Annotated in this window: 28 protein-coding genes; 13 read left to right on the top strand and 15 right to left on the bottom strand. The window is 63.6% G+C overall.

Features of this window, described 5'->3' with window-relative positions:
- The first annotated feature begins 124 nt into the window (after positions 1 to 124).
- Positions 125 to 1,249 (top strand): DNA alkylation repair protein, encoded by a 1,125-nt coding sequence (locus tag WA904_RS14275; RefSeq protein WP_425197784.1) that lies wholly within the window; start codon positions 125 to 127, stop codon positions 1,247 to 1,249.
- A gap of 11 nt (positions 1,250 to 1,260) precedes the next feature.
- Here the strand turns inward: WA904_RS14275 and WA904_RS14270 are convergent, their stop codons facing one another.
- The 9 genes from WA904_RS14270 to WA904_RS14230 all read right to left on the bottom strand — a co-directional run bounded on the left by WA904_RS14270 (position 1,261) and on the right by WA904_RS14230 (position 10,972).
- Positions 1,261 to 1,638 (bottom strand): ribbon-helix-helix domain-containing protein, encoded by a 378-nt coding sequence (locus WA904_RS14270; RefSeq protein WP_425197783.1) that lies wholly within the window; start codon positions 1,636 to 1,638, stop codon positions 1,261 to 1,263.
- Between the two features lie 83 nt (positions 1,639 to 1,721).
- On the bottom strand, positions 1,722 to 2,303 hold the full coding sequence (locus WA904_RS14265) for a DJ-1/PfpI family protein (RefSeq protein WP_425197782.1): 582 nt from the start codon (positions 2,301 to 2,303) through the stop codon (positions 1,722 to 1,724).
- A gap of 126 nt (positions 2,304 to 2,429) precedes the next feature.
- On the bottom strand, positions 2,430 to 3,776 hold the full coding sequence (locus WA904_RS14260) for a TolC family outer membrane protein (RefSeq protein WP_425197781.1): 1,347 nt from the start codon (positions 3,774 to 3,776) through the stop codon (positions 2,430 to 2,432).
- 61 nt (positions 3,777 to 3,837) lie between these two features.
- Positions 3,838 to 4,194 carry a rhodanese-like domain-containing protein gene (locus WA904_RS14255; protein ID WP_425197780.1) on the bottom strand — a complete coding sequence of 119 codons (357 nt, stop codon included), beginning with the start codon at positions 4,192 to 4,194 and terminating at the stop codon, positions 3,838 to 3,840.
- 21 nt (positions 4,195 to 4,215) lie between these two features.
- Positions 4,216 to 4,899, bottom strand: a complete 684-nt coding sequence (locus WA904_RS14250) for a protein-L-isoaspartate O-methyltransferase family protein (protein WP_425197779.1) — start codon at positions 4,897 to 4,899, stop codon at positions 4,216 to 4,218.
- Between the two features lie 47 nt (positions 4,900 to 4,946).
- Positions 4,947 to 8,174, bottom strand: coding sequence for an efflux RND transporter permease subunit (locus WA904_RS14245; RefSeq protein ID WP_425197778.1), 3,228 nt, complete (start codon positions 8,172 to 8,174; stop codon positions 4,947 to 4,949).
- Positions 8,175 to 8,180: 6 nt separating this feature from the next.
- Entirely contained in the window at positions 8,181 to 9,407 is a 1,227-nt protein-coding gene (locus tag WA904_RS14240) for an efflux RND transporter periplasmic adaptor subunit (protein ID WP_425197777.1), read from the bottom strand.
- Positions 9,404 to 10,090 carry a TetR/AcrR family transcriptional regulator gene (locus WA904_RS14235; protein ID WP_425197776.1) on the bottom strand — a complete coding sequence of 229 codons (687 nt, stop codon included), beginning with the start codon at positions 10,088 to 10,090 and terminating at the stop codon, positions 9,404 to 9,406. Before WA904_RS14235 ends, WA904_RS14240 begins: the two co-directional genes overlap by 4 nt.
- 111 nt (positions 10,091 to 10,201) lie before the next feature.
- On the bottom strand, positions 10,202 to 10,972 hold the full coding sequence (locus WA904_RS14230) for a YdcF family protein (RefSeq protein ID WP_425197775.1): 771 nt from the start codon (positions 10,970 to 10,972) through the stop codon (positions 10,202 to 10,204).
- Between the two features lie 202 nt (positions 10,973 to 11,174).
- On the opposite strand from WA904_RS14230, the gene msrA reads away from it, so the two are divergent.
- Positions 11,175 to 11,735, top strand: coding sequence for a peptide-methionine (S)-S-oxide reductase MsrA (gene msrA / locus WA904_RS14225; RefSeq protein ID WP_425197774.1), 561 nt, complete (start codon positions 11,175 to 11,177; stop codon positions 11,733 to 11,735).
- A 6-nt stretch (positions 11,736 to 11,741) separates the two neighbouring features.
- Entirely contained in the window at positions 11,742 to 12,170 is a 429-nt protein-coding gene (locus tag WA904_RS14220) for a GNAT family N-acetyltransferase (RefSeq protein ID WP_425197773.1), read from the top strand.
- Positions 12,171 to 12,209: 39 nt separating this feature from the next.
- Here WA904_RS14220 and WA904_RS14215 read toward each other — a convergent pair whose 3' ends face one another.
- A complete protein-coding gene (locus WA904_RS14215; protein ID WP_425197772.1) occupies positions 12,210 to 13,217 on the bottom strand; it encodes a succinylglutamate desuccinylase/aspartoacylase family protein in 1,008 nt (335 codons plus the stop codon).
- A 123-nt stretch (positions 13,218 to 13,340) separates the two neighbouring features.
- Between WA904_RS14215 and WA904_RS14210 the strand changes: the two genes are divergently transcribed.
- The 10 genes from WA904_RS14210 (at position 13,341) to WA904_RS14165 (ending at position 21,232) form a co-directional block, all read left to right on the top strand.
- On the top strand, positions 13,341 to 14,252 hold the full coding sequence (locus WA904_RS14210; protein ID WP_425197771.1) for a restriction endonuclease: 912 nt from the start codon (positions 13,341 to 13,343) through the stop codon (positions 14,250 to 14,252).
- Positions 14,253 to 14,292: 40 nt separating this feature from the next.
- On the top strand, positions 14,293 to 14,667 hold the full coding sequence (locus tag WA904_RS14205; RefSeq protein WP_425197770.1) for a hypothetical protein: 375 nt from the start codon (positions 14,293 to 14,295) through the stop codon (positions 14,665 to 14,667).
- Between the two features lie 104 nt (positions 14,668 to 14,771).
- The gene (locus tag WA904_RS14200; protein WP_425197769.1) at positions 14,772 to 15,233 is read left to right on the top strand and encodes a methyltransferase family protein; all 462 of its coding nucleotides are present in this window, start codon (positions 14,772 to 14,774) and stop codon (positions 15,231 to 15,233) included.
- A gap of 165 nt (positions 15,234 to 15,398) precedes the next feature.
- Positions 15,399 to 15,929 (top strand): Fur family transcriptional regulator, encoded by a 531-nt coding sequence (locus WA904_RS14195; protein ID WP_425197768.1) that lies wholly within the window; start codon positions 15,399 to 15,401, stop codon positions 15,927 to 15,929.
- Complete coding sequence (locus WA904_RS14190; RefSeq protein ID WP_425197786.1) at positions 15,926 to 16,582, top strand: ABC transporter ATP-binding protein; 657 nt, start codon at positions 15,926 to 15,928, stop codon at positions 16,580 to 16,582. The genes WA904_RS14195 and WA904_RS14190 overlap by 4 nt, the downstream gene beginning before the upstream one ends.
- On the top strand, positions 16,579 to 17,781 hold the full coding sequence (locus WA904_RS14185) for an ABC transporter permease (protein ID WP_425197767.1): 1,203 nt from the start codon (positions 16,579 to 16,581) through the stop codon (positions 17,779 to 17,781). The genes WA904_RS14190 and WA904_RS14185 overlap by 4 nt, the downstream gene beginning before the upstream one ends.
- A gap of 16 nt (positions 17,782 to 17,797) precedes the next feature.
- Positions 17,798 to 18,046 carry a hypothetical protein gene (locus WA904_RS14180; RefSeq protein WP_425197785.1) on the top strand — a complete coding sequence of 83 codons (249 nt, stop codon included), beginning with the start codon at positions 17,798 to 17,800 and terminating at the stop codon, positions 18,044 to 18,046.
- Between the two features lie 36 nt (positions 18,047 to 18,082).
- Positions 18,083 to 18,658 (top strand): DUF3299 domain-containing protein, encoded by a 576-nt coding sequence (locus WA904_RS14175; protein WP_425197766.1) that lies wholly within the window; start codon positions 18,083 to 18,085, stop codon positions 18,656 to 18,658.
- A gap of 6 nt (positions 18,659 to 18,664) precedes the next feature.
- Positions 18,665 to 19,060: a hypothetical protein gene (locus WA904_RS14170; protein WP_425197765.1), complete on the top strand. Its 396-nt coding sequence runs from the start codon at positions 18,665 to 18,667 to the stop codon at positions 19,058 to 19,060.
- Between the two features lie 72 nt (positions 19,061 to 19,132).
- Positions 19,133 to 21,232 (top strand): TonB-dependent receptor, encoded by a 2,100-nt coding sequence (locus WA904_RS14165; protein ID WP_425197764.1) that lies wholly within the window; start codon positions 19,133 to 19,135, stop codon positions 21,230 to 21,232.
- Between the two features lie 480 nt (positions 21,233 to 21,712).
- Here the strand turns inward: WA904_RS14165 and WA904_RS14160 are convergent, their stop codons facing one another.
- The 5 genes from WA904_RS14160 to WA904_RS14140 form a co-directional block, all read right to left on the bottom strand.
- Positions 21,713 to 23,338, bottom strand: coding sequence for an ABC transporter ATP-binding protein (locus tag WA904_RS14160; protein ID WP_425197763.1), 1,626 nt, complete (start codon positions 23,336 to 23,338; stop codon positions 21,713 to 21,715).
- On the bottom strand, positions 23,335 to 24,030 hold the full coding sequence (locus tag WA904_RS14155; protein WP_425197762.1) for a cysteine hydrolase family protein: 696 nt from the start codon (positions 24,028 to 24,030) through the stop codon (positions 23,335 to 23,337). Before WA904_RS14155 ends, WA904_RS14160 begins: the two co-directional genes overlap by 4 nt.
- A gap of 2 nt (positions 24,031 to 24,032) precedes the next feature.
- Entirely contained in the window at positions 24,033 to 25,028 is a 996-nt protein-coding gene (locus WA904_RS14150; protein ID WP_425197761.1) for a formamidase, read from the bottom strand.
- A gap of 11 nt (positions 25,029 to 25,039) precedes the next feature.
- Complete coding sequence (locus WA904_RS14145; protein ID WP_425197760.1) at positions 25,040 to 25,963, bottom strand: ABC transporter permease; 924 nt, start codon at positions 25,961 to 25,963, stop codon at positions 25,040 to 25,042.
- Positions 25,960 to 26,819, bottom strand: an 860-nt coding sequence (locus WA904_RS14140) for an ABC transporter permease (protein WP_425197759.1), incomplete at its 5' end; no start/stop codon positions are given. The genes WA904_RS14145 and WA904_RS14140, both read right to left, overlap by 4 nt.

Here is a 26,819-nt window from a genome sequence, read left to right as displayed (position 1 = left end):
ATGCTGAGCCGGCCCAGCGCCCAGCAGGCTGCTGCCGCGGCCGGCCTGCAGTTTTCGGCGCAACACCGCGGCGCGGCCGCCAACACGGTGCAAGCGCTGGCGCCTTTCCTGAAAGGCTGAACCCATGGCCGAGCCGCTCGTCAACCAGTACGGCGCCGACGTGCCCAAAGCCATCGCGCGCATGATCACCGCGGTGCACCCGGCCTTCGAGTCGAAAAAGTTCATGCGTGACGTTCTCCAGGGCTACGACGCGCTGGCGCTGATGCCGCGCGGTAAACACATCGCGCGTGTCCTGCAGCGCCACCTGCCGTCCGACTATCCGAAAGCGGTGGATATCTTGCTGGCCTCGCTCGACCAGCCGCACGGCCGGGACCCGGGCCTGACCCTGGGCTCATTCCTGTATTTGCCGCACACGATGTTCGTGGCTGAGTTCGGGCTGGACCATTTCGAGGACTCCATGCAGGCGCAGCACGCGCTGACGCAGCGCTTCACCGCCGAGTTCAGCATTCGCCCCTTTCTGCAGAAACACGAAGCCGCCACGCTGGCGCGCTTCAGGCAATGGGCCAGCGACCCGAGCGCCCATGTGCGCCGCCTGGTGTCCGAAGGCTCACGCCCGCGCCTGCCCTGGGCCAGCCGCCTGCCGGCCTTCCAGAAGAACCCGGCGTCGGTGCTGGCCTTGCTCGAACTGCTCAAGGACGACCCCGAGCTGTATGTGCGCCGGTCGGTCGCCAACAACCTCAACGACATCGGCAAAGACCACCCGGAGCTGCTGGCTAAAACCGCGAAGCAGTGGCTGAAAGGTGCCAGCGAAGAACGCCGCTGGATCGTCCAGCACGCGCTGCGCTCAGCCGTCAAGCGTGGCGAGGCCGGCGCACTGGAGGTACTGGGCTTCGGCCAAAGCGCGAAGGTCGAAGTTTCGAACGCGCGCATCACGCCCAAACGCGTGGTGATGGGCGAGAAAGTAAACATTGCCTTCGACGTTTCCAACACCAGCAACAAGGCGCAGCAGGTGCTGGTGGATTTCTGCATCCACTACGTCAAGGCCAGCGGCAAGACCAGTGCCAAAGTGTTCAAGCTCAAAGTGCTGGATCTGGCGCCGAAAGAAACCGTGCGATTGAGCAAGACGGTATCCACCGCGGAGATGACCACGCGCAAACACCATGCGGGGGCGCATCGTGTCGATGTGCTGCTCAACGGGCAGGCGCAGGCGCTGGGGAAATTCGGGTTGATGGCTGCCGACAACGCGTGACAGTTTCCGCGCTAAGCGGCTTGGACTTCCGTCGCAGGGCTGGGTATGGTGCACCGTTCGTTGGCCAGTACGCGGCCTGCGTTGAGGCTGCTGATGGGAATCGTGATGCCCTGGGGAATGCCGCCGGAGAGCTGCAAGGCCAGGTAGCGCCCGCAGCACACGCGTAGGAAGGAGGCGAAGTTTTCCACCTTGGCGCGTTCATGCAGCAGCTCATCGTAAAGCCGGGTGCAGAGCTGCGGCACACTCATACCATCGCGCTGGGCAATCTCGTCGAGCACCCGCCAGAACAGGTTTTCCAGCTTGATACTGGTTGCCGCGCCGTGCAGTCGCACCGAGCGGGCGCGGCTTTCATACAAGCTGGGGTCGGCGCTGATGAATACCTTGCACATGCTTTGGCCTCCTGAGGGATTCGTCATGATGCGGCAAACGCGGTGCCGCTGCAAGCGCCGCGCCACCGCTGCTCAGAGACGAGCTAGTGGCTGATGCGTGTGCCCAGGAGTACCAGGAACTGGGCGATCCAGGCCGGATGCGCCGGCCAGGCCGGTGCGCTGACGAGGTTGCCATCCGTGTGTGCGGCATCGATGGCGATTTCGGCGTAGGTGCCGCCGGCCAGCTCCACCTCGGCGCGGCAGGCGGGGTAGGCCGAGCATGTGCGGTTTTTCAGCACACCGGCGGCGGCCAGCAACTGCGCTGCATGGCAAATGGCGGCCACGGGCTTGCCGGCGTCAAAGAAATGCCTGACCATCGCGGTCACCGCCGGGTAGGTGCGCAAGTACTCGGGCCCCCGGCCACCGGGTAGCAGCAGCGCGTCGTAACTTTCGACCCGGATGTCGGCAAATGTCGCATTGAGGGCGAAGTTGTGGCCCGGCTTCTCGCTGTAGGTCTGAGCGCCTTCGAAGTCGTGAATCGCCGTCTTGATCTGGTCGCCCGCCTTCTTGTCGGGGCAGACCGCGTGCACCGCGTGTCCCACCGCCAGCAGTGCCTGAAACGGCACCATGGTTTCATAGTCTTCGCAATAGTCACCGCAAATCATCAGGATTTTTTTTGCCGCCATGTCTGTCTCCTTGGGTTGCTGAGCAAGTTCTCAGCCCCGAATTATTCGGCGCATGGCGGTAGCCTGGGTGTTAGCGGGCTACTACGTGGGACAGGTGCACGGCATGTTGATGCCGCCTGCGATGAACTACTGCGTCAGCAGCGAATTAATCAGCAACAAATCTTCCGGCGTCAGCGTGCCATTGGCCTGGCGCAGCTTGAGTCCACCGATGAGCACGTTGTAGCGTGCCTGCGCGAGGTCGCGTTTGGTCTGGAACAGCTGGCTTTGGGCGTTCAGCACGTCGATGTTGATGCGCACACCGACCTGGTAGCCCAGCTTGTTGGCATCGAGCGCGCTCTGGCTGGAGGCCTCGGCGGCTTCCAGGGCCTTGACCTGGCCCTGGCCCGACAATACGCCGAAGTAGGCGGTACGCGTGCTCAGCGCGACGCCGCGTTTGGCGCCTTCGAGGTCGGTGCGTGCCTTGTCTTCCAGCGACAGGGTTTCGCGGATGCGGTTTTGTGTGGCGAAGCCGGCAAACAGCGGCAGGTTCAGCGACAGGCCGACCGTGGTGCTGTTGGTGCGGAAGTCCACCGGACCGGTGGTGGCGCTGCCCTGGGGGTTGCGCTGGATGCCGTAGCTGGCGGTCAGGTCCAGCGTGGGCTTGTGGCCGGCTTCGGCCTTGTCGATTTCGAGTTTGGCGACTTCCAGGTTGGCACGCGCCTGGCGCACGGTGGGGTGCAGGTCTTCCGACTGCAGGACCCAGGTGTTCACATCGGCGGGCACCAGCGGTGGCAGCACAGTCGGTACCAGCAGGCCTTTGGGCTGGGCATCGGTTCTTCCCACCAGTTGGTCCAGCGCGATTTTTTTCACGCGCAAATCGTTTTCGGCGGCAATTTCCTGGGCGGTCACCAGGTCGAAACGCGCCTGCGCCTCGCGCGAGTCGGTGATGGTGGAGGTGCCGACTTCGAAATTGCGTTTGGCCGAAGCCAGCTGCTCGCCGACGGCGGCCTTTTGTGCCCGGACGAAAGCCAGCGTGTCCTGCGCGGCCAGCACATCAAAGTAAGCCTGGCTGGTGCGCACGATCAGGTCCTGTTCTGCCGCTTCGAGCTGGGCCCGGGACAGCTCGACCTGCTGTTTGCCCTGCTCGTACGTGGCCCAGTTGCCGGGCCGGTACAGCGGCTGCGAGGCGTTCACCGACGCCGTTTGCGTTGGAAAGCTGCGGTCCATCACCGGGTTGTTGTTTTCAAAATTGGTACGCGAGGTGCCCATGGACAGCCCGGCCGAAGGCAGGATGCCCGCCTTGGCCTGGTCGGCCTTGGCCAGGTTGGCCTCGTACAGCGAGCGGGCTGACTGGTAGGCCGCATCGTAGTCGCGTGCCGAACGGTACAGCTCCACCAGGTTCTGTGCCTGGACGGCGGGCGCAAAAGCCGCCAGCACGGCACTCAACGCAAGCGACAAGGGCAGCATGGCCGGTTTTTTCAAGAGCGTTTTCATGGAAGTCCTGATGAAAATGAAATCGGTAAAGAGGAGGCGAGGAAGAGGGCAGATGGGAAGATCAGTAGCGCGGCACGGAGGTGTCGCGCTGCGCTGACCACGCGTTGATGCCGCCGTGCAGGTTCACCACCTGCGTGAAACCGTTTTGCGCCAGGTAGTTGGCCACCTGCATGCTGCGTGCGCCGTGGTGGCACAGGCAGGCCACCGGCTGGTCGGCCGGTAATTCCTCTTTCAGCTCTTCCAGCCGGGCAGGGACGTCGCGCATGGGAATGTGTACCAGCGTGAAGCCGTCTTCCTTGACCGATGCGGTTTGTATCTCCCACGGTTCGCGCACGTCCAGCACCAGGGGCGTGGGCGCGCCGGCCGGAAGGCTGTCGCGCCAGGCGTTGAAGTCGGCAGGAGAAAGCTGGGCAATCATCAGGGGTGTGCTTGTGGCAGGTTAAAAGTTGAACTTCGAAGGCTCGGGGAAATTGAGCAGGCGCGGCGCCACGGTGTCCCACGCTTGCGCGGTGCGGAAAGCGGCGTCGCCCGCGCGGGTGACCAGGGTGGCGCGCATCATGGGTTCGAAGCCGACGATGGCGCAGAGGCGGCCACCGGGCTTGAGCATCGCCAGCAGCGCGGGCGGCACTTCGGCCACCGAGCCGCTGAGCACAATCACGTCGAAAGGCCCGCTGAGCAGGTCGCTGCCGGAGACCGCCTGCCCGAGCTTGGCGGAGCCGTCGCCGGTGCGCACTTCGGCGTTGTACACGCCGGCTTTTTTCAGGTTGTTGCGTGCCAGCTGGGCCAGGTCGGCATCGATCTCCATGGTGATGACCTGCTGGGCGCGGTGCGCCAGCAAGGCCGCCATATAGCCGGAGCCGGCACCGATCTCGAGCACTTTTTCGTGCTTCTGCACGGCCAAGTCCTGCAGCATGCGTGCTTCGACCTTGGGCGCCAGCATGCACTGGCCGGGTTTGGAGCCAAGCGGAATCTCCATGTCGGCAAAAGCCAGGGCCCGCATCGCGGGCGGCACAAAGTCCTCGCGCTTGACCACGGCGAGCAGGGAAAGGACCTGGCTGTCCAGCACTTCCCAGGGGCGGATCTGCTGTTCAATCATGTTAAAGCGGGCTTGTTCGTAGTTCATGGTGGAGCCTGTAAAAAATGCGGGTGGTGCGGAGTGAGCCTCTGATTTTAACGGGGGGTCACCGGTGCCAGTGCCGGCGCCGGCAGGGCGTGCCCGCCGGCGAAGCGGCGCTTGAACCACTGCGCAAGGTCGTCGAGGTAGCAATACGCCACCGGCACCACCACCAGGGTCAGCAGCGACGAGGTGATGACACCGCCGATGACGGCCTGGCCCATGGGGGCGCGCTGCTCCGAGCCTTCGGTCAGCGCAAAGGCCAGCGGCACCATGCCGAAGATCATGGCCAGCGTGGTCATCAGGATGGGGCGCAGGCGCACGCGGGCCGCCATCAGCAGCGCCTCGCTGCGCTCCATGCCTTCTTCCCTCATGCGGATGGCAAAGTCCACCAGCAGGATGGCGTTTTTCGTGACCAGGCCCATCAGCATCACCACGCCGATGATGGAAAACATCGACAGCGTCGAGCGGAACAGCAGCAGCGCCAGCACCACGCCGATCAGGGTCAGCGGCAGCGAAGTCATCAGCGCCAGCGGCTGCAGGAAGCTCTTGAACTGGCTGGCCAGGATCATGTAGATGAACAGAACCGCCATGACCAGTGCCGACACCGCATAGCCGAAGGACTCGGCCATGTTTTTGGTCGAGCCGGCGAACTGGTAGCGGTAGCCGGGCGGAAAGCTGATGCTGTCCAGCGCCGTGCGGATGTCCGTGGACACTTCGCCGGCCGAGCGGTTGTACACATTGGCGTTGATGGCGACCTCACGCGTCAGGTCGCGCCGGTTGATCTGGTTCGGGCCGGTGGTTTCCTTCACCGTGGCCACCTGGCTCAGCTGCACTGTGCGCGCCGAGCCGTCGGCGTTGCTGCCGATGACCGTGCTGATGAAGGGCAGGCGTTCCAGGTCCTGTGGTGCATTGCGCGAATCGGGGGCGAGGCGCACGTTCACGTCGTAGGTCTGGTCGTCCGGTGCGCGCCAGTTGCCGACGGTCTGGCCCGCGACCAGCGTGCGCAGCGAGGCGGCGATCTGCGACACCGTCAGGCCGAGGTCGGACGCAGCGTCACGCTTGACGTCCACTTCGATGGTCGGCTTGTCGGCCTTGAGGCTGGAGTCCAGGTCCACCAGGCCGGGGACGCCGCTGATTTTGTCCATCACCAGGCGCGTCAGGCGCTCCAGCTCTTTCAGGTCGGCGCCCTGCAGTGAAAACTCCACCTGCTTGTTGCCGCCCACGGCGTCGAGCAGGCCGACGTGGGTGACGGTGATGCCGGGCACCTGTTTCAGGCGCTCACGCAGCACACCGGACATTTCATCCACGTTGCGGACTCGAGCCTTGCGGTCCACCAGGCGCACGTAGATGCTGGCGTACATCTTGCCCTGCGCATTGCCGGTGTTGATGGTCGACAGCGTGTACTTCACTTCGGGGAATTCGCGCAGGATGGTTTCGACCTGCCGCGTCTTGGCCTCGGTCGCCTCCAGCGACGAACCCACCGGCGTGTAGAAATTGAGCGAGGTTTCCGAAAAATCGGCCTTGGGGACGAACTCGGTGCCCAGCAGCGGCACCATGAAAATGCTGGTCACAAAAATTCCCAGGGCCAGCCCCAGGGTGGCCAGCTTGTGCAGCAGCGACCAGCGCAGGATGCTCTGATAGGTCTCCGCCAGCGAATCGGTGGCACGTTCGAACCAGCCCGTGACGCGGCCTATGGTTTTGTCGTAAAAAGTGACCGGCGCGCCGTGCTGGCCGTGCGCATGAATGCTCGGGTCGTGCCAGATGCTCGAGAGCATCGGGTCCAGCGTGAAGCTGACAAACATCGAAATCAGCACCGCCGCCACGATGGTGATGCCGAACTCATGGAAGAACTTGCCGATGATGCCGCCCATGAAACCAATGGGCAGGAATACGGCCACGATAGAAAACGTGGTGGCCAGCACGGCCAGGCCGATTTCCTGCGTGCCTTCCATGGCCGCCTGGTAGGGCAGCTTGCCCATCTGCACATGGCGCACGATGTTCTCGCGCACCACAATGGCATCGTCGATCAGCAGCCCCACGCACAGGCTCAGCGCCATCAGGGTGATCATGTTGATGGTGAAGCCGAACAGGTTCATGAACAGGAAGGTGCCGATGATGGAGATCGGCAGCGTCAGGCCGGTGATCACCGTGGAGCGCCACGAGTTCAGGAACAGGAAAACGATCAGAACGGTCAGCAGCGCGCCTTCAATCAGCGTGCGCCGCACGTTTTCGACGGCCACACGAATCGGGCGCGAGCCGTCGCCAATCGGTTCCAGCCGCGTGCCGGCCGGAAGCTGGGCCTGCAGTTCCTTGACGGCCTTGTTCAGTCCGTCTACCACCGCTATGGTGTTTTCGCCCTGGGCCTTTTGCACCGTCAGCAGCAGCGTGCGCTGGCCGTTGTACAGCGCCAGGCTGTCGATTTCCTGCGAGCCGTCGCGGATGGTAGCCACCTGGCCGACAGTGACTGCCGAGCCGCCGCCGGAGCCGGCCTTGCGCGCCACGATGATCTTGCCGAAGTCTTCCGGCCGCTTCATGCGCGCGTCGATTTTCACGACACGTTCCTGTGCCAGCGAACGGATGGCGCCTACCGGCAAGTCCTGGTTTTCGTTGCGTACCGCGCTCGCCACCTGGTCGGCCGTGATGCCCAGCGCCTCCATGGCCTGCGGGTTCAGGTAGATGTTGATCTCGCGCTTGCTGCCGCCCACCAGGCTGACCGAACCCACGCCGCGCACATTCTCCAGCCGCTTTTTCAGCACCTGGTCGGCCCAGTTGGTCAGTTCGACGGCTGTAGGCAGAGCCGCTGCGCCTGCCACTGCAGGCGTTTTGCCATCTGCGCCTGCGGCCATCGGCAACACGGCGACCGACCAGATGGCTCGGCTGGCCGGGTCGAAGCGCAGGACGCGTGGCTCTTTGACTTCATCACGCAGCAATGGGCGCAGCGAGGCGATTTTTTCGCGCACGTCTTCGGCCGCCTTGCGGCCATCGATCTGCAGCTGGAACTCGATGATGACGACCGACTGGCCTTCGTAGCTGCGCGAGGTCAGGGCGTTGATGCCGGCAATCGAGTTGACGCCTTCCTCGATTTTCTTGGTGACCTCGCTCTCGACAATTTCAGGCGAGGCGCCGGGGTATTCGGTGGTGACCACCACCACCGGGAAATCGATGTTCGGAAACTGGTCTACCTGCAGGCGCTGGTAGGAGAACATCCCCAGCACGACGATGGCCAGCATGACCATGGTCGCAAAAACCGGATTTTTCAGGCTGACCTGGGTGAACCACATGGCAGTCTAGGGCGCGGTCTTGGCGGAAGACGCGGGGGAAGCGGCAGGCACAGCTGCCTGCGCCCACGCCGGGGCTTGCGTGAATTTCACCGCCGTGCCTTCGCGCAGCGCACCCACCGCACCAGTGATGACGACGGTGTTTTCTGCCAGGCCCCTGACGGCCACCATGGCTGCATCGCCCGTGCCCGTGGCGCTGCTTCCGCGCACGCCCATTTCCACCGGCTTGTGAGCCACCTGGTTGTTTTCCACCACCTGCACATAGGGTGCGGGCTTGTCGGTGCGTACCGCACTGAGCGGCACGGCCAGCGCGGAAACATGTGTTGTGCCCAGCGTGCCCTGCGCAAACAGGCCTTGCCGCAAACCCGGGGGCTGGCCTGTGCCGCCGGCCGCGGGGGTGTTGTCAATGCTCAGGTAGGCCAGCACACTGCGGCTGCCGCCCTGCGCGCTGGGGTTGATGCGTGCCACCGTCGCAGTGACGGTCTGCGAGCTGCCTTCGATTTGCAGCCGGGCGCTCTGGCCGGGGCGCACGGCCAGGGCATCGGCCGCGCTGAGGCTGGTTTCCAGTTCCAGGCGGCTGAGGTCGACAATTTCCAGCACCCGCACGTCCACGCCGACACGTTCGCCCGGCTGCACCAGCCGTTGGGCGACCAGGCCCGACAGCGGCGCGCGCAGCACGGTGTCGTCCAGCGACTTTTTGGCCACCTCGGCAGCAGCCAGGGCGGCCTTGTGGTTGGCCTTGGCGGCGTTGAGGTTGGCCAGCGAGGTGTCCAGCGCGGTTTTGGAAATAAAGCCCTGGTCCACCAGCGCCTGGTTGTTGTCGTACTGGCGCTGCACGATGTCGATTTGCGCCTTGGCCGAGTCGGCCTGTTCTTGTGCCTGCCGCACGCGCGACTGGTATTCGCTGGCGTCAATGCGGGCCAGCACCTGGCCGGCCTTGACGGCGTCGCCTTCACGAACCGTCAGGCCCTGCAGCTCGCCGGCCACGCGTGTCTTGAGAAACGCCGAGTTGACGGCCTTGAGCGAGCCCGACACCGGCAGTCCCTGGCTGAGGTCCATGGTTTTGGCCTGCATCACGTCGGTAGCCGCCAGCTCAACAATGGTTTGCGCCTTGGCGGCGCTCGCCGCGGCCAGTGCCTGCTGCTGGTTCCTGCGCGCCGACAGCGCGCCCAGCACGGCCGTGGCCAGCAGGAGCAGAAGGACAAGGGCGATGACCCATTTGATCCAGCGTTTCATTTGGAGGCCTTGGGGGAAGGGGGCGTTGCGCACAAGCCATGAAGAAGGGTGTTCACCTGGGTGGCGATGTACTTGCCGGCGTTGTCGGGCAGGCTGGGGTCGGCACAGGTGCCGGCGGAGTGTTTCGCCAGGATCAGGAAGATCATGGGTGCAATCACGCTGTAGATCGCGTAGTCGAGGTCCATCGGCCGGAATTCTCCGCGGTCCATGCCGCGCTGCATGATACGGCGGATCAGTGCCTGCCCCGGCTTGATCACTTCCTGCTGGTAGAAAGCGGTAATTTCCGGGAAATTGCCGGCTTCACTCATCATCAGCTTGGTGATGCCTGAGGCGCGGCCGGCGCCCACACGCTCCCACCACACCGTCATGCAATAGGCCAGCATCTCGGCGGCCGTGCCTTCAAAACGCTCGAACTCCTCGTTCCATTCCTTGAAGCGGCCCGAGATGTTTTCACGCACCACGGCCTTGAACAGCTCTTCCTTGCTCTGGAAGTAAAGGAACAGCGTCCCCTTGGAGACGCCGGCGCGAGCGGCCACTTCTTCGGCCCGCGTGCCGGCAAAACCTTTTTCGACAAACAGGTCCAGTGCGGCGTCCAGCAGCTCGCCTGGGCGCGCCTCTTTGCGGCGCTCGCGTTTGGCCGAGAGTGTGGCTGTTTGTGCGGAGATGAATTTGGAGAGGGACATTTTTACTGACTGACTGGTTAGTAATGTAGTGCCTAGGCTACCTGTCCGTCAAGCTGCTGTCCACTTTATTGCCAGTCTGACCCGGTCAAGTCAGGTAAAGCTTGAGGCAGATCAAGGATGGGCGACGCGTAGCGCCAGCCACTCCTTGAGCACGACCCGCGAGGCGTCCAGCCCATCGGACGAGGGCAACCACTCCAGCAGCCCATTGCGGCTGGGCAGGGTGAAGCTCATGGGCGCGGCGGTCACCTTGAAGCCGGACCGCTCAAAGGCCAGCACCGAACGCGGCATGTGCCAGGCGTGGGTGACCAGCGCAATCCGCTGGATGCCGTCTTTTTGCAGCAGCGGCCGCAGCAGGTTGGCATTTTCGGCCGTGTCGCGCGACTGGTCATCGACCCAGCGCAGGCGCAGGCCGTAGTCCTTTTGCGCCATCCGGCGGGCCACTTCGCCTTCGGAAAGGGTTTGTGCGTCCGCTGCGCCCCAGCCCTGCCCGCCGGCAAACGCGACCGGCAGGCCGGTTTGCCGGGCGAGCCAGGCGCCGTAGCGCAGGCGCATGGCCGCTGCCGGTGAAGACTGGGCTTCACCATACTCAGGCGCCACCGGATTCACGCCGCCGCCCAACACCACAATAGCCTGCACGCCGCTGCTTTTCAGTGTGGCCACCGAAGCCGGCGCGTACTGGGGCAGGATGTTCTGAGCCAGCCACACCGCAACTGCATGGCAGCTCAGCAGCCAGAGCAGGGCCATGCCGGCAAAGGCCAGCAACAGGCCCCAGGCCTTTTTGCGGGTGGCCAGCATCAGGCCCAGCAGGGCGAGCAGCAGCGGTGCCGCCGGCGGCAGCACCAGCGTGGCGAAAATCGGCTTGAGTTGGCCCAGCTCTGTCATGGGGTTCCTGTTTTGCTATGAAATAAGAAGCTGCTTGCGCCCATGTACAAAGGGCTGGAGGCCGATTTGACCCATAAACAGCAGGGCATGGCCGGACTGGCCGGGCCGGGCCCGGGAAAGGGGTTTTCTGGATGTTGGTCTGGCTTCAAGGCATTTTTCCCGGATGATCTGCGTTTGATCGCTGGATAGAAAAGGACGACTCATGGAACAAGGCAAGTTTACGGGCGCAGCCCTGGAAACCATCACACTGGGCGGCGGCTGCTTCTGGTGCACCGAAGCCGTGTTTGTACAGGTGCGCGGCATCACCGATGTGGAATCCGGCTACAGCAACGGCCACGTCAACCACCCGACCTACGAGCAGGTGTGCACCGGCACTACAGGGCACAACGAGGTCGTCAAGCTGGTGTATGACCCGGCGCAGATCAGCCTGCGGGCAATTCTTGAGATCTTCTTCGTCATTCACGACCCGACCACCCTGAACCGCCAGGGAAACGACACCGGAACGCAGTACCGCAGCGGCATCTATTACTCGACTCCTGCGCAAAAGGAAGTGGCCGAACACATGGTCAATGAGCTGAACGCGCAAAAGCTGTTCGGCAAGCCGGTGGTCACCGAAGTGTTGCCGGTTGCCAACTACTCAGCGGCCGAGGAATACCACCAGGACTTCTTCGAGAAGAACCCCAACCAGGGTTATTGCATGGCGGTGGCCGGGCCCAAGGTGGCGAAATTCCGCAAGACTTTTTCGGAATACGCGAAGGCGTGAGGAATGATGAGTTTTCCCGTCATTGCATCCGCGACAGAGGAAGAGGTCCGTTCCGGTGAAATCGGAAAACGGCTGCGGCAATTCAATTACAGCTTTGTGGGCGAGTATCCGGAGGTCAGGCCGATCCGGCTAAACGCCAGAGATGCCGCAGGCAAGGTGGTCGGCGGCCTGCGCGCTGTCGTCGCCTTTCACTGGCTGCGTGTGGAGGTGCTTTGGGTTGACGAGCCGATGCGTGGACAGGGCCTGGGTTCCCGCCTCCTGCGAGAGGCGGAAGGTGCAGCGAAGGACATGGGCGCACACAGTGCGGCTCTTGAAACATTCGAATGGCAGGCACCGGCTTTTTACACAAAACAGGGTTATGAAGAGGTTGCCCGCATAGATGGGTATGTCCAGAACTTCTATCTGACACTGATGAAGAAAAGCCTCCGGGCTTAACGAGCGGAGGCCGGCAGCATCTGAAGCAAGCGTGCTGGTTCAGCTCCGCCGCTGCGCCATGTAAAACCACTCCTGCCCCGGCTCAGCGCGCGGGTTGGGGAACACCACAAAACCGTCATGCGGCGCCTTCACCTCGGCGCCGCTGTAGCGCGTGCCGATCACCTCACCGGCCTTCACCGCATCGAAGCTGCGCCACTCGCGCGTGAAGCTGTCGCCTGCATGGTCGCGGTCCGTCACATCGACCAGGCGCAGGATCTCGCGATCTACGGGTGTAGCCTCCATCGGCTGCGACACCATGCCCAGCAGCGCCAGTGTCTGCAAGATCGCATGGCGCGCCACCTGCACCGCCTGCGGGTCGTCATGCTGGCCGCATTCCAGCGTCACGCCGTAGCCGCCGCGTGAGCGCATGTACTCCGTGGTGCCCACGCCGTAATTCGGGTTGGTCACCAGCGTCTGCGCACGCGCCGAGCCTGCGGGTACCGGTGCCGCGGCGCGCCGCTGTACACCACGCGCATAAGTGTCCAGCCAGCCTTCCACAATGCGCGGCGCACCGGTGCCCAGGGCCAGCTGCATTTCTTCGGCGGCCTTGCTGAACGGTTCCAGCGTGCCGCTGTTGTTCTGCGGGCCAATCATCACAAATGGCCGGCCGCCGGTGTGGAAGGAGTGCAGGTCCAGCAGCACTTCATGCGCATCCAGTAGCGGACACAACACATTCGCAATGCGGTCTTCAAAATCCTGTGGAATCGCACTCGGCGCCATGTTGCGGTTCAGGTTGCGGTCACCGGTGCGCTGCTTGAGCTGGTGGGCCAGCGGGTTGGTGACGGGCACAAAGGTCACCGTGCCGCGTTCGATGCTGAACTGGCCGTTGTCGATGTCCTGCAGCAGTTGCGCGATGGCCTTGGCGCCGCACACTTCATTGCCGTGAACGGCACCCAGAACCAACAGCTTCGGGCCGGGCGCCAGGCTGTGGAAGGTGTGGGTGTGGAGGTGGGTGGGGTGGGGTGTATCTGTGACGGAGAATGCTGAGTTTTTTGATGTTTCTGTCATGATGAATTGTTTATACAGCGGTTCCAGAAAAACAAGGCAGAGGCGAAGGAGCAGACCCTTTCATGCAGTGAAATCTCAAATGGCGTAACGCTTATGATGGGCTCACATAACTATCTCCTCATCATGGCTATTCCTGATTACCAGACCTGCATGCTCCCATTTCTTCGATTTCTTGAAGATGGTTTGGAGCACTCTCTCGGGCAAGCCGAGGATGCGCTGGCGGCCCATTTCCAGATTACGCCGGCAGAGCAGACCGAGCTACTTCCTAGTGGACAGCAGCGCATTTTTAGAAATCGCATAGGCTGGGCGCGAACCTATCTGAAGAAGGCAGTATTAATCGAGTCCCCTCGGCGGGGGATTTTCAACATCACTGAGCGCGGGAAGACCGTTCTCAAGTCAGATCCAACGCGTATCGACGCCAAGTTTCTCGAGCAATTTCCAGAGTTCATTGAGTTTCGTGAGTTGTCGAAATCGGATAGTGCTGCGGTTACCCTGACCGATACCATTCCGTCCAAAACTACTCCTGAAGAGGCTATCGAAGACGCATATCAAGGGCTGCGAGGACAGCTTGCGCAGGAGCTGTTGTCCCGCATCCTCGGATGCTCGCCTGCCTTCTTCGAGCAATTAGTTGTCGAACTGTTAGTAAAGATGGGCTATGGCGGTTCTAGGCGGGACGCTGGTGAACGAATTGGACAGACAGGTGATGGAGGTATTGACGGAATAATCAAAGAAGATCGACTTGGCCTTGATACGATTTTTATTCAAGCTAAGCGGTGGCAAGGTTCCGTGGGAAGACCAGAAATTCAGAAATTCGTAGGTGCGCTTCAAGGACAGCGCGCCCGCAAAGGCGTATTCATTACGACTTCCATATACACAGCTGAAGCTGTTGACTATGCCTCGCGCATTGATACCAAAGTTGTTCTTATAGATGGAAAGAGGTTGGCTGACCTTATGATCGACTTTGATGTGGGGGTTACTCCTGCAGCGACGTATATCGTCAAGAAAGTTGACTCTGACTACTTTGAAGACGTCTGAGCCGCTTAAACAGCTTTCTTCATAAGGAACTCGTATTCTTATGACCGCCCTGATGCACACTAATCTCATTGCAGCAGTTCTCGTCTTGGGAGTATGCGGTAGCGCGCATGCAACAAGCGCAGTCTCTTTCGAAGCCGAAGGCTACCTTCTGGATATCCTCGTTGGCAACGACAGCCGGCCAGCCGTGGCGGGGCTCAGCTTTGCCGCACCCGGCAGCGTGCGCAGTACTGAAATTCCCCTGCGCCATCTGAGTATTGATGCCTTCGATGCAGGGCAAAAAATACTGCTGCTTCGCTTCATGAACCCTGCAGATCCGGCATTGCCCAAAGACTTCGTGCTCGCCGTCAGGAACGACGTTGGCGTCCTGAAAATTGAAGGCAAGTCAATTTCAGGCCGCTTCTCCTGGGGCATGTAGGCTGCGACCTGCTGGTTGGCGCGGCGGCTGCTGCAAGTTTGATAGGTCGTCGGCACAGCCCGCAGCCACTGAGCTTTACCATTGACCTTTGCACCCCCACCGCCATGACCACACTCGAACTCAAAATTCCCCCGCCGGCGGTAGCGCTGGCCATTGCGCTGCTCATGTGGTTCACGGCTTTCCTGTTCGGTTTCATTCCGATACCGTTAGGCTACCGTCTGGGCGCGGCGCTGGCCCTGCTGGTCATTGGACAAGGAATCAGCATCTCCGGCATCGTTGCATTCCGGCGGGCCAAAACAACCATCAATCCTCTCAAGCCAGATACCTCTTCGGCGCTGGTGACTGGCGGCATTTATCGTTTCACGCGCAATCCCATGTACCTTGGCCTGCTGCTTACCTTGCTGGGATGGGCGGCTTTTCTTGCGAGTCCGCCGGCGCTGGTGTTTCTGTTTCTTTATGTGGTGTACATCAACCGTTTCCAGATTGAACCTGAAGAGCGCATGTTGTCATCTCTCTTCAGTGCGGACTATGCGGCATATAAAACACGCGTTCGCCGCTGGGTGTAAGCCGGCCTGACGGGCAGGGGCCTATTGGAAGCGGCCGCAGGTTCTTGCCGAAAAAAACACGGCTGGTCTTGGCCGTGGCGGTCAATCGGGTCGGGTGTCTGTAATAATGCAACCAAATTGCGTTAACGTGCCTGCCAACTTGCACGGCGCGAACTCCCCAAGCCAATGGCCTCCATCCTTTCTGAAAACGCCGCCGACCCGATAGACGCTCTGCTGTCCGCCCACGGGCTGCGGCGTACTCATGCTGCGCGCCGTGTGCTGGGGTGGCTGCTGGCGCATCCGGACACCAGTTACACGCACGCCCAGCTGCAGGTGGCGCTGGCCGGTGAGGGCGACGCAAGCGACAGCGCGGGCCTGGACCGCGTCACGCTTTACCGCCTGATTGACCGGCTCACGCAGGTGGGCCTGCTGCTGTGCCGGGTCGACGCCAGCCGCGTGCGGCGTTACCAGGCGATGCCGGCCGGCGTGCATGCCATGCCGCACTTCGAGTGCCAGAGCTGCCACCGCGACAGCCCGCTGGAAGGCGCACTGCAAGCCAATGCAGGCGATCTGGAGCGGGCGGCGCAATCTGCGATTGACGCTCTCAAGGCGCTGGGCTACCAGGGCATGAGCCTGGACTTTGCGGTGCGCGGCGTATGCGCCGACTGCGCGACGGGCAGTACTGGCGGCCATCACAGACGAGGCACGGCCGCGTGATCAGCTCGCGGCAACTGGCTTACCAGTATCCCGGCGGCGCCGAGCTCAGGTTTGAAGACATTGACGTCGCGCAGGGCGGGGTGCTGCTGTTGCGTGGGGTGTCGGGTTCCGGCAAATCGACCTGGCTGGCGTTGGCGGCCGGCTTGCTGAGCCCTGGTGGCGGCGACATCATGGTCGCAGGCCAGTCGCTGAAGGCGCTGGGCAAAGTGGCGGGTGATGCGTGGCGCGCACGGACGATTGGCTTTTTGCCCCAGAAACTTCATTTGAGTGCCGCGCTCACAGTGCACGCCAATCTGGCGATCGCGCAGTGGGCGGCCGGGCAGCCGCAGGACGATGCGCGCATCCGCGAGGCGCTGGCAGCGCTGGGTGTGCAGGAGCTGGCCGCGCGCAAGCCAGCGCAGCTTTCGGGCGGGCAGGCGCAGCGCGTGGCGCTGGCGCGGGCGGTGTTGTTGCAGCCGCAGGTGATCCTGGCAGACGAACCCACGGCCAGCCTGGACGACGACGCGGCGCGGCAAGCCGTGGAATTGTTGCAGGCCACGGCCAGGCAGCAGGGCGCCACACTGGTGATTGCAACGCATGATTCACGCGTTGCGGCGAGTCTTGACAGTCAAATCGGCTTCCAGCCCTTATTCCTCGGGCGCCAGCAGCTATGAATACCGTAGCATTTTCCTGGCGCTTCCTCTGGTCCCGGCCGCTGTCAGCCGGGCTCAATGTGCTGCTGCTCAGCCTGGGCCTGGGGTCGTTGAGCTTTGTGCTGCTGGCCAGTCACCAGATCGACCAGGCGTTTGAGCGGGACCTGGCCGGCATCGACGTGGTGGTGGGCGCCAAGGGCAGCCCCATGCAGCTGATCCTCTCCGGCGTATTCCACATCGACGCGCCGACCGGCAACATACCGCTGGCCGCTGTGAAAGAACTTGAAAAGCATCCGCAAGTCGCCAAACTGATTCCCATCAGCCTGGGTGACAGTTTTCGCGGCTTTCGCATCGTGGGCACCACGCCGGACTACATCACACACTACAACGCTGCGTTCGCGCAGGGCAGCGTCTGGACCGCGCCCATGCAGGCGGTGCTGGGCGCGCAGGTGGCCGCGCAAAGCAGGTTGAAAGTGGGAGACCGTTTTGCCGGCAGCCACGGCCTGGGTGGCGGTGGTGACAGCCATGGCCAAACGCCGTATGTGGTGAGTGGCGTGCTGGCCGCCAGTGGCTCGGTGCTGGACCGGCTGGTGCTGACGGCCACCGAGTCGGTCTGGCAGGTGCACGAAGGTGATACCGCGCTCGACGCCGATGACCGCAAGGTGCTGGAAGAAGAGCGCGAGCTGACGCTGGCGCTGATTCAATACCGCACGCCGCTGGCGGCGGTGACCTTTCCGCGCTTCGTGAACAGCAGCACTGAAATGCAGGCTGCGGCACCGGCGCTGGAGATCACGCGCCTGCTCAACATGATTGGCGTGGGCACGGATGTGATGCGAGCGCTGGCGGGCGTGTTGCTGCTGACGGCCGGCCTGAGTGTTTTCATCGCACTGTGGAGCGCCGTGCGCGAGCGCCGCGCCGACCTGGCGCTGCTGCGCATGCTGGGGGCGTCGCCGCGCAAGGTGGCGGCGCTGCTTCTGTGCGAGGCACTGTGGCTGGCGCTGCTGGCCACGTTGGTGGGTGTGCTGGCGGGGCAGGAGCTGATGGCGGCGCTGGCCTGGTTTCTACGGCTGGATAAATCGGTGTTGATCGGCGGGCTATCGTGGCCGGTCGAATTGTGGAGTGTCCCGGCGCTGGCCGTGGGCGTGGCGCTGCTGTCGGCGCTACTGCCTGCATACGAGGCCTACCGGGCCGACGTGTTTGAACTGCTTCAATCAAGGTGAATTTATGAAAATCATGATGCCAAAAATGCTTCCAGCCCTTGCCGCATTTGCGCTGACAGCTATGTTTTCAGTAGCACATGCGCAGCACAGCGACAAGGAAACCAAGGAGGACGTGCAGCGTCACCGCGCCATGGCCGCAGCGCATGAATCGGCTGCCAAGTGCCTGGAATCAGGCAAGAAGGAAGACGTCTGCATGAAAGAGCTGCAGGCCTCTTGCAAAGGGCTGGCAGTGGGTAAATACTGCGGCATGAAACACGCGCATTGATGCGCCGGCCTGCTTCAAACTTTTCCGGGGAACCTCATGCGATGTTTTGACTTCACCGCTCTCGGGACTTCACCGTTGCTGCTGACGCTGCTGCTGGCTGCCGGCAGTACGCATGCGCAGTTGAGCTCGCCCCTGCCTGCCGGAAGCGCAAAGCCTGCGGCAGGCAAGGCGGCACCGGGCGGCCTTGAGCTGCCGGCCGGGCAGGGCGCGGGCGTGCACGGCGCCAACAGTCCATTTGCGCCGCTGGCCCCGCGCAGCGACGTGGTGCCGTGGTCGGTGCTGACCGACGTGAAAACCAAGAACGAGAAAAACCGCATCCTGCCGGTGTTCAGCGAAAGCCAGCTCGGCATGAACGGCAAAACCCAGCGCATCCAGGGTTTCATGATGCCGCTGGAGCCGGGCAAGAAGCAGCGCCACTTTCTTCTGTCGTCGGTGCCACTGACCTGCTCGTTCTGCCTGCCGGGTGGCCCGGAGAGCATGGTGGAGGTCAAGACCAAAACCCCGGTGGAATACAGCATGGAGGTGGTGGTGGTCGAAGGCCGCCTGCAGGTGCTGCATGACGACCCTTATGGCCTTTATTACCGCATCAACGATGCGATGCCCGTGAAGTAAACACACATGGTTTTCAGGCGTATGGTGTGGCGGGCGGCATGGGGCTATCTGGCCCTGGTGCTGTTGCTCGCGCCCATGCTGGGCCAGATGCATGGCCTGGTTCACGGTACTGGCAGCGGCCAGCAAGCTGCGGCAAGCCGTGCAGGCCCAGCTGTTGAGCATGAACATGGCAATCAACGTGTGGGTGGTCATGGCTGGTTGGCGGATCTTTTCTCCGCTCATGCCGACGATCTGGATTGCCGCGTCTTTGACCAGCTTTGCCATAGTGATGCGCTTCCGGTTATGCCGCTGCTGGCGCTGCCCATGGCGCTTTCCTCGTTTGTTTTTCAGTTTCTGGAAGGCGAAGTACTCGCCCGTCGGGCCGCGCTTTTCGAAGCGCGCGGCCCACCCCGGGCTCGTTGAACTCCCGAAGTTGTCGAGCGCTGCCGCAAGGCCGCTGCACGGCGTTTTCTGTTTTCGATTCAACGAGCCATCATGAAAAAACATTTCCCCCGCAGTGCCGTCGGCACGGCAACGCTGACCCTGCTCGCGCTCGGCTGCTCACTGGCCCACGCCCAGACAGCGGCCCCCAGCCTGAAAGAAATCACGGTCACCGGCAACCCGCTGGGCGCCACCGACCTGATTGCCCCGGCCACACAATATTCCGGCGACGGTCTGCTGCTGCGCTCCAAAACCACGCTCGGTGAAACGCTGGATGGCACGCCCGGCGTCAGCAGCACCTACTTCGGCCCCAATGCGAGCCGGCCCATCATCCGCGGGCTGGACGGCGACCGCATCCGCATCCTGGGCAATGGCGGCGGCACGCTCGATGCGTCCAGCCTGAGCTACGACCATTCCGTCACGGCCGATCCGATCAGCATCGAACGCATCGAGGTGCTGCGCGGCCCGGGTGCCTTGCTTTACGGCGGTAGCGCGGTTGGTGGTGTGGTCAACGTCATTGACAACCGCATTCCGCGCGAGGCGCAGTTCGACGAAAAAGGCGGCATCAGCGGCAAGGCGGACCTGAGCCTGTCCAGCGGCAACTCGGAGCGCGGCAAGGGTGTGTTGCTCGAAGGCGGCAACAACCGCTACAGCCTGCACGTGGATGCCTTCGACCGCGAGACCAGCGATGTACGTGCACCGCGGGATTTGAACTGCACCAAGGCCGGGGTGACCACCACGTCCCGCCGCATCTGCAACTCGGCCAGCGACGTGCATGGCGGTGCCGTGGGCGGCTCAGTGTTTTTTGACAACGGTTACCTGGGTGCGTCGGCCAGCAATTACCGCAGCACCTATGGCACGGTGGCGGAAGACGAAGTCACCATTGGCATGAAGTCGGACCGGTATGCCATTGAAGGTGAGGTGCGCAACCTGGGCGGGCCCATCCAGAGCATCAAGGGCCAGTACAGCCAGACGGACTACGGCCACACCGAGTTCGAAGGCGCGACCGCCGGCACGGTGTTCAAGAACAAGGGCAGCGACTTCCGCCTCGAGGCGCGCCACGCGAAATTCGGCAACTTCGATGGGGTGCTGGGTTTCCAGACCGAGTCCAACCGTTTTTCTGCAGACGGCAACGAGGCCTTTGCGCCATACAGCAAAACCGGGCAGTCGGCCGTGTTTGCCTATGAAGAGCTGGCCACCGGCTGGGGCAAGCTGAGCCTGGGCGGTCGAATGGAGTCGGTCAAGGTGGAGTCGTTCGGCAACCCGAAGGTCGCACGCTTCACACCGGCCACCAAAGATTTCAAACCCGGTAGTTATGCGCTGGGCGCCTTGTGGAATGCCGCGCCGGGCTGGCAGCTCACCAGCAACCTGGCCTATACCGAACGCGCGCCGAAAGACTACGAGCTGTTTGCCAATGGCCCGCACATTGCCACCGCGGCCTACGAGGTGGGCAATGCGAACCTCGCGAAGGAGCAGTCCGGCAACCTCGACGTGGGTGCGGCCTGGAAGTCGGGCGGACACAGCTTCAAGGTGAACAGCTATGTGAGCCGCTTCAGGAACTACATCGCGCTGAACCAGACGCCGGGCGTGACGCGCAATGCGGAAGACGGTGAAGTCAATCCGGTGGAAGACCCGGGCAACCCCGGCTTCACGGCTTCGGGCGCCGAGTTCAAGCCGCTGGCGCAGTTCCAGTACGAGCAGGTGAGGGCGCGTTTCACCGGCATCGAGGCCAGCGGCAGCATCCGGCTGCAGGAAGGCGCCTCGACGGTGGACCTGGCGCTGCGCGGCGACCTGGTGCGCGCCACCAACCTGGACAACGGCCAGCCCCTGCCGCGCATTGCGCCGTGGCGTGTGGGTGCTTCGCTGCTGTGGGCCAGCGGCCCCTGGGGCGCCAATTTTGGCTTTGACCACAACGCCGCGCAAAAGCGCGTGCCGGCGCCGCCCACGGGCCAGACAGCGGCTTACACGCTGTGGAACGCGGCCACGTCGTACCGCGTCAAGGCCGGCGCCGCCACCTTGCTCTGGTATGCACGCCTGGACAACATCACCGACAAGCTGGCCTACAGCGCAAGCTCGGTGCTGACCAGCACGGCGTTTCCGAAAGCGCCATTACCTGGGCGTAGCTTGAAGGTGGGTTTGCAGGCGAGTTTCTAGAGCCCCCACGGTCGCTCGCTGCGCGTAGCTCCCTGCCCCCCGAGGGGGCCGCTGCGCCTGCGGCCCGGCGAAGCCGGTTCCGCGGCCCCTGCTTGATTGGAGACAGGTCCTTGCATCACGCTGCGTTTGTTTCGCTCGCGTGCAAACCTGACGGTCTGTTGGGATTCCCGTCCTTGAAGCGCTGCGCGCTTCAAGGACTCCGGATTTTGTCTCTGGTATTTTGGTTTCTCTTCCCCACCCGTCGGGCTGGGCCGAGGAGCGCAGGCAAAAGCGGATCAGGGCTCGCGATTGTCTGAGCCGAAGGCGAGTTCGAGCGAGACCCCGCTTTTGACGAGCACCGCAGGTTGCCCCGGAGCGCAGCGCAGGGGACCCAGACCATCGGATCGCCTTTTCTTTTGCTTACTTTTCTTTTGGCGACGCAAAAGAAAAGTGAGTTGCCGCCGGGCAACCCCCGGCTTGTTGGTGCACTCAAAAGCACATTCACACCGCACCCTCTGGCATAGGAGCGTGATGCCCCCCACCCATATACGCCCCAAGAACCTGCCTTTCGGCGTCCGCAGCGGCAGTTTCAAAAACAATCCGCCCTTCGCTCATCACCACGATGCGGTCGGCCAGCTCCAGCAGTTCGTCCAGGTCTTCGCTGACCAGCAACACGGCGCCGCCGCGATCACGCACGCCGCGCAGGCGGGCGTGGATTTCCTTCACGGCGGCGAAGTCCAGGCCGAAGACCGGGTTGGCCGCGATGAGCACGTCGATCTCGCCGTTGAGCTCGCGCGCCAGCACGGCACGCTGCACATTGCCGCCCGAGAGGCTGCGGATGGGTGCATTTTCTCCCTGGGTCTTGATGCCGTAGGCGGCAATCCATTCGCGTGCGCGGCTGCGCCAGGCGCCGAAGCGCAGGCGTCCGCCCTGGCACAGCGGCGAGCGGTCGAAGTCGCGCAGCGCCATGTTCTCGGCCACGGAAAGTTCGCCCACGCAGGCATTGCGCAACGGCTCCTCCGGCAGACTGCGCACCTTCAGGCGGTGGTTTTCCTCGCGCCGCGCAGCATAAGGCTGGCCCTGCACCGTCACCACGCCGGCTGCACGCTCGCGCTGGCCGACCAGGGCTTCGACCAGTTCACGCTGGCCATTGCCGGAGACGCCGGCAACGCCGAGGATCTCGCCGGCCGCGACGGACAGGCTCAGGTCACGCACCGCGAGCGTGCCGCGGTCACCCATGACCTGCAGGCCACGGACCTCCAGTGACGCCTGAACCGCTATCGATTCAGTAGCTGTCTCCGCCCGTTGCATAAGGGTGAATGGCACTTTTTCTTCTGAATGGGGGCTTTCCGGCCGGGCAGCAGACGCATCTCCGACCATGGCCTGGGCAAGCAGCCCGGGGTCGGTGGCAGCGACGGCGCAATGGTGCACCGCCTTGCCGCGGCGCAACACCGTTACATCGTCGGCATAAGCCATGACTTCGCGGAACTTGTGCGTGATGATGAGCACGGTGCACAGGCCGCTGCGCGCAAAGGCGCGCACGTGGCCCAGCACTTCGTCGGCCTCCCGCGGTGTCAGCACCGAGGTCGGCTCATCCAGGATCAGCAGACGGGGTTTCAGGTAGAGCTGCTTGAGCAGTTCCAGCTTCTGCTTTTCGCCGGCCGCCATGTCCAGCGGGCGGGCGTCGAGGGCCAGCCGGAACGGCGTGGTCTGCAGGAAGGCTTCGAGTTCGGCGCGTTTTTCCCTCCAGTCGATGATGGCCGGCGTTTTGCCGCCGGCCAGCAGCAGGTTCTCGGCCACCGTCATGCCGGGCGCCAGCGTGAAGTGCTGATACACCATGCCTATGCCCAGCGCGCGCGCCACCACCGGGTTGGCTATCGCCTGCTCGCGGCCGTCGATCAGGATGCTGCCTTCCGAGGGCCGCTGGAAACCCGCCACACATTTGACCAGCGTGCTTTTGCCGGCACCGTTTTCGCCGAGCAGCGCATGCACCGTGCCCGGCACCACCTTCATGCTGACGCTGTCCAGTGCCGTGAAGCTGCCGAAGCGCATGCTCATCCGGTAGGTGTCCAGTGCCAACGCGCCGGTGGCCGGCGTCAGACTGCCGATGGCTGCCGTTGCGCTCATGTCATGGCCAGTGCGTCCAGCACCGCCGCCGAGGTCGCATGGGCGCCGAACACGCCGCCCTGCATGGTGATCATCTTCAGCGCCGCTTCATGGTTGCCCACGTCGGTGGCGGCCGTGCAGTCCGACAGCACCAGGCATTCGAAACCGCGGTCGTTGGCCTCGCGCAGGGTGGTGTGCACGCACACATCGGTGGTAATGCCGGTGAGGATCAGGTTGGCGATGCCGCGCGTGTGCAGGATCAGCTCCAGGTCGGTGGCGCAGAAAGAACCCTTGCCCGGCTTGTCGATGACGATTTCACCCGGCAGCGGCGCCAGCTCGGGAATGATCTCCCAGCCCGCCTCGCCACGTACCAGTATGCGCCCCATCGGCCCGGCGTCGCCGATGCCCGTGCCGGCGGTACCGATCTGCCGCGAGCGCCAGCGCTTGTTGGCCGGCAGGTCGCTCAGGTCCGGCCTGTGGCCTTCCCGGGTGTGGATGAGATGGCACCCTGCCCGGCGCATCGCGGCCATGAGTTTCTTCAAGGGTTCGATGGGTGCACGTGTGAGCGAAATGTCGTAACCCATCTTGTCCACGTAGCCGCCGGCGCCGCAGAAATCAGTCTGCATGTCGATCACCACCAGTGCGGTGTTGGCCGGCCGCAGGTCACCGTTCCAGGGCCAGGGGTAGGGGTTGGCTTGGACGAAACGTTCCATGGTCAGACCTCCGGTCCCTGGTAGCTGCGTGTGGGCGGCGCAAAGCCGCAGGAGGACCCGTCGGTCACTTCCACCTTCCACGGCAGCTGGTAGCTGCCGGCCAGCATGTCGCGCATGTAGGTGTAGGGGCAGTCCTGGGCGCCGCCCTTCACCGCCACATAACCGCGGTGGTAAAGCTGGTAGATGTTGTTTTCCACACCCCAGCCGCTGCGCGCCTCGCGCACCAGGTCGGGCCGCACTTCGGCGGTGATGATTTCGTCGGGACGCCCGCCGCCTTCGGCCAGCACCGTGCCGTCGAAGTTGCAGAACATGCCTTCGCCCATGGAGTCGAAGGTGCCGTCGCTGCCGCACAGGCAGACACTGGCGGTCACGGCCAGGTTGGAAAAAGCATTGGCCTGGTTCGTGACCTTCCAGCTGTGGCGGATGGGCGCGGTGTAGCCGGCCGTGCGAATGATGATCTCGGCGCCCCTGTACGCGGCCTCGCGGGCCATCTCGGGGAACATGCCGTCGTGGCAGATGATGAGGGCCAGCTTGCTGCCGTTCGGGCCATCGCACACCGGCACGCCGAGATTGCCCGGCTCCCAGGGCTCGACCGGCACCCAGGGGTGCAGCTTGCGGTAGTACAGCTTGATGGCTCCCAGGTCGTCGATGATCAGCCCGCTGTTGTAGGGGTTGCCGTCGGGGTTGGCTTCCATGATGGAAAAGCAGCCCCAGATCCTGTTGTCCACACAGGCCTGTTTGAAAGCCGCGACTTCGGGACCGTCGAGCGAGCACATCAGGGCCGGGTCCATGCTCATCGACAGGCCGTGCAGCGCGTACTCCGGAAACACCACCAGGTCCATGGTGGACTGGTTGCGCCTGGCCTTGGCCACCATGGCGCAGATGCGCTGCGTCTGCGCAGCGAGCTGCTCCGGCGTATCGACCACCGGCAGTTGCAGCTGCACCAGGCCCATGACCACACCGTGTCTTGATTTGTTGAGTCCGCCCAGGCCACTCATGGAAATACTCCTTATCTGGATGTGGAAGAAAGCTCGCCCGGGCTGCCGGCCACCGTGGTGCCGGGCCGGCAGGTGATGACCAAAATCAGCAGGGTGAGCACGTAAGGAACAATGTTGAACAGGTGGTAGCCCCAGCTGATGCCGACCGACTGCAGGGCCGGCCCGATGGCGCCGGCGCCACCGAACAGCAAGGCTGCGCCGACGCAGCGCAACGGGCTCCAGCGCGCAAAAATCACCAGCGCCACCGCGATCAGGCCCTGGCCGCTGGAGATGCCTTCGTTCCAGCTGCCGGGGTAAAACAGGGTGAGCGAAGCCCCGCCCAGGCCTGCCACCATGCCGCCGGCCGCGGTGGCCGCAATGCGGATGCCCGCCACGGAATAACCCAGCGCACGCGCGGCATGGGCCGAGTCGCCGGCCATGCGCACCAGCAGGCCGGCACGTGTGTTGGCAAAAGCCCACCAGAGCGCCACCGCCAGGGCCAGCCCGATGGGCACCAGCGCATTGACCTGCAGGGCTGAACGCACGGCAGCGGAGTCGCTCCAGTTGCCCAGCGCAATGGCAGGCAGTTGCGCGGCCTGCGGCTGGATCAGCGGCTTGCCCAGGTAAAACGCCAGACCGGTGCCCAGCAGCATCAGTGCGATGCCGGTGGCAATGTCGTTCACGCGCGACAGCGAACACAGCACACCGTGCAAGGTGGCCAACAGCCCGCCGGTGGCGGCCGCTGCCAGCACACCGATCCACGGCGACCCGCTGAGGTGGGAAGCGCCGAAGGCCGACATGGCCGAAAGCACCAGCACACCTTCCAGGCCAAGGTTGATGCGGCCGGATTTTTCGGTGATGCATTCGCCCAGGCTGACAAACAGGAAAGGGGCACCCACGCGCAGGGCACCGCCAACAATGCCAGCCAGAAAGATGAGGAGTTGGTCTGCGGTCATGGCTTGTCGTTGCGGGCTTGATCCGCCATCCCCGGCACCGGGGTCAAGCCGGGAATGACGATGGGCGAGGGCTCGGAAGGGCCGAAGCGGCTCAGGCGCAGGAGCAAGGCTTTCCAGTCCGTATCGCGCAGCGCTTCGCTGGCCAGTATCAACACAAAGGCAATGCCCTGCAGCAGCAGCACCGACGCATCGGGCAGGCCCAGGCGCCGCTGCAGCAGGCTGCCCGCTGCACCGAAGCCGCCGAACAGGATGGCGACCGGAATCACCGCCACCGGATGATGACGCGCGATGAAAGACACCAGAATGCCCGCGTAACCATAACCGGCAATCAGTGCCACGTTGGCATTGGTATGCACCGCCGCGACTTCGATGGCGCCGGCCAGCCCCGCGCCGGCGCCGCCGAGCGCACAGGCCAGCAGGATCAGCCTGGACGCGGGCAAACCCACCAGCTGTGCGGCGCGCGGGTTGCCGCCCACCACACGCACGGCAAAGCCGGAAGGGGTCAGGCGAAACCACAGGCCGGCCGCCAGGCAGGCCAGCACGCCGATGACCAGGCCCCAGTGCACGTCGGAGCCGGCGATGCCGCTGATGCGCAAGCCCTCGGCCAGCGCAAAGGTGGAAGGTTTGTTCAGGCTGGACGGGTCGCGCAGCGGCCCTTCCACCAGGTGTTTGAACAGGCCGATGGCCACATAGGCCAACAGCAGGCTGCTGATGGTTTCGTTGATGCCCCGGTACTGGCGCAGCCAGCCCGCCAGCGCAATCCACAACGCGCCCGCGGCCGCGGCAGCAAGGCACACCAGCACGGTGCCTGCAAGATTGGCCGGCAGCGGCAGCGCCTGGGCCAGCCCCGCGCAGG

Origin of the sequence: Polaromonas sp. (genome assembly GCF_049790275.1) — a bacterium.
GTDB lineage: Bacteria > Pseudomonadota > Gammaproteobacteria > Burkholderiales > Burkholderiaceae_C > Polaromonas.
This window is presented reverse-complemented; position numbering and strand designations above follow the sequence as displayed.

Excerpts from the sequence above, each read along its gene's own strand:
- WA904_RS14275 (WP_425197784.1), top strand. The coding sequence starts at position 125 with ATGGCCGAGCCGCTCGTCAACCAGTACGGCGCCGACGTGCCCAAAGCC.
- WA904_RS14270 (WP_425197783.1), bottom strand. The coding sequence starts at position 1,638 with ATGTGCAAGGTATTCATCAGCGCCGACCCCAGCTTGTATGAAAGCCGC.
- WA904_RS14265 (WP_425197782.1), bottom strand. The coding sequence starts at position 2,303 with ATGGCGGCAAAAAAAATCCTGATGATTTGCGGTGACTATTGCGAAGAC.
- WA904_RS14260 (WP_425197781.1), bottom strand. The coding sequence starts at position 3,776 with ATGAAAACGCTCTTGAAAAAACCGGCCATGCTGCCCTTGTCGCTTGCG.
- WA904_RS14255 (WP_425197780.1), bottom strand. The coding sequence starts at position 4,194 with ATGATTGCCCAGCTTTCTCCTGCCGACTTCAACGCCTGGCGCGACAGC.
- WA904_RS14250 (WP_425197779.1), bottom strand. The coding sequence starts at position 4,899 with ATGAACTACGAACAAGCCCGCTTTAACATGATTGAACAGCAGATCCGC.
- WA904_RS14245 (WP_425197778.1), bottom strand. The coding sequence starts at position 8,174 with ATGTGGTTCACCCAGGTCAGCCTGAAAAATCCGGTTTTTGCGACCATG.
- WA904_RS14240 (WP_425197777.1), bottom strand. The coding sequence starts at position 9,407 with ATGAAACGCTGGATCAAATGGGTCATCGCCCTTGTCCTTCTGCTCCTG.
- WA904_RS14235 (WP_425197776.1), bottom strand. The coding sequence starts at position 10,090 with ATGTCCCTCTCCAAATTCATCTCCGCACAAACAGCCACACTCTCGGCC.
- WA904_RS14230 (WP_425197775.1), bottom strand. The coding sequence starts at position 10,972 with ATGACAGAGCTGGGCCAACTCAAGCCGATTTTCGCCACGCTGGTGCTG.
- msrA (WP_425197774.1), top strand. The coding sequence starts at position 11,175 with ATGGAACAAGGCAAGTTTACGGGCGCAGCCCTGGAAACCATCACACTG.
- WA904_RS14220 (WP_425197773.1), top strand. The coding sequence starts at position 11,742 with ATGAGTTTTCCCGTCATTGCATCCGCGACAGAGGAAGAGGTCCGTTCC.
- WA904_RS14215 (WP_425197772.1), bottom strand. The coding sequence starts at position 13,217 with ATGACAGAAACATCAAAAAACTCAGCATTCTCCGTCACAGATACACCC.
- WA904_RS14210 (WP_425197771.1), top strand. The coding sequence starts at position 13,341 with ATGGCTATTCCTGATTACCAGACCTGCATGCTCCCATTTCTTCGATTT.
- WA904_RS14205 (WP_425197770.1), top strand. The coding sequence starts at position 14,293 with ATGACCGCCCTGATGCACACTAATCTCATTGCAGCAGTTCTCGTCTTG.
- WA904_RS14200 (WP_425197769.1), top strand. The coding sequence starts at position 14,772 with ATGACCACACTCGAACTCAAAATTCCCCCGCCGGCGGTAGCGCTGGCC.
- WA904_RS14195 (WP_425197768.1), top strand. The coding sequence starts at position 15,399 with ATGGCCTCCATCCTTTCTGAAAACGCCGCCGACCCGATAGACGCTCTG.
- WA904_RS14185 (WP_425197767.1), top strand. The coding sequence starts at position 16,579 with ATGAATACCGTAGCATTTTCCTGGCGCTTCCTCTGGTCCCGGCCGCTG.
- WA904_RS14180 (WP_425197785.1), top strand. The coding sequence starts at position 17,798 with ATGCCAAAAATGCTTCCAGCCCTTGCCGCATTTGCGCTGACAGCTATG.
- WA904_RS14175 (WP_425197766.1), top strand. The coding sequence starts at position 18,083 with ATGCGATGTTTTGACTTCACCGCTCTCGGGACTTCACCGTTGCTGCTG.
- WA904_RS14170 (WP_425197765.1), top strand. The coding sequence starts at position 18,665 with ATGGTTTTCAGGCGTATGGTGTGGCGGGCGGCATGGGGCTATCTGGCC.
- WA904_RS14165 (WP_425197764.1), top strand. The coding sequence starts at position 19,133 with ATGAAAAAACATTTCCCCCGCAGTGCCGTCGGCACGGCAACGCTGACC.
- WA904_RS14160 (WP_425197763.1), bottom strand. The coding sequence starts at position 23,338 with ATGAGCGCAACGGCAGCCATCGGCAGTCTGACGCCGGCCACCGGCGCG.
- WA904_RS14155 (WP_425197762.1), bottom strand. The coding sequence starts at position 24,030 with ATGGAACGTTTCGTCCAAGCCAACCCCTACCCCTGGCCCTGGAACGGT.
- WA904_RS14150 (WP_425197761.1), bottom strand. The coding sequence starts at position 25,028 with ATGAGTGGCCTGGGCGGACTCAACAAATCAAGACACGGTGTGGTCATG.
- WA904_RS14145 (WP_425197760.1), bottom strand. The coding sequence starts at position 25,963 with ATGACCGCAGACCAACTCCTCATCTTTCTGGCTGGCATTGTTGGCGGT.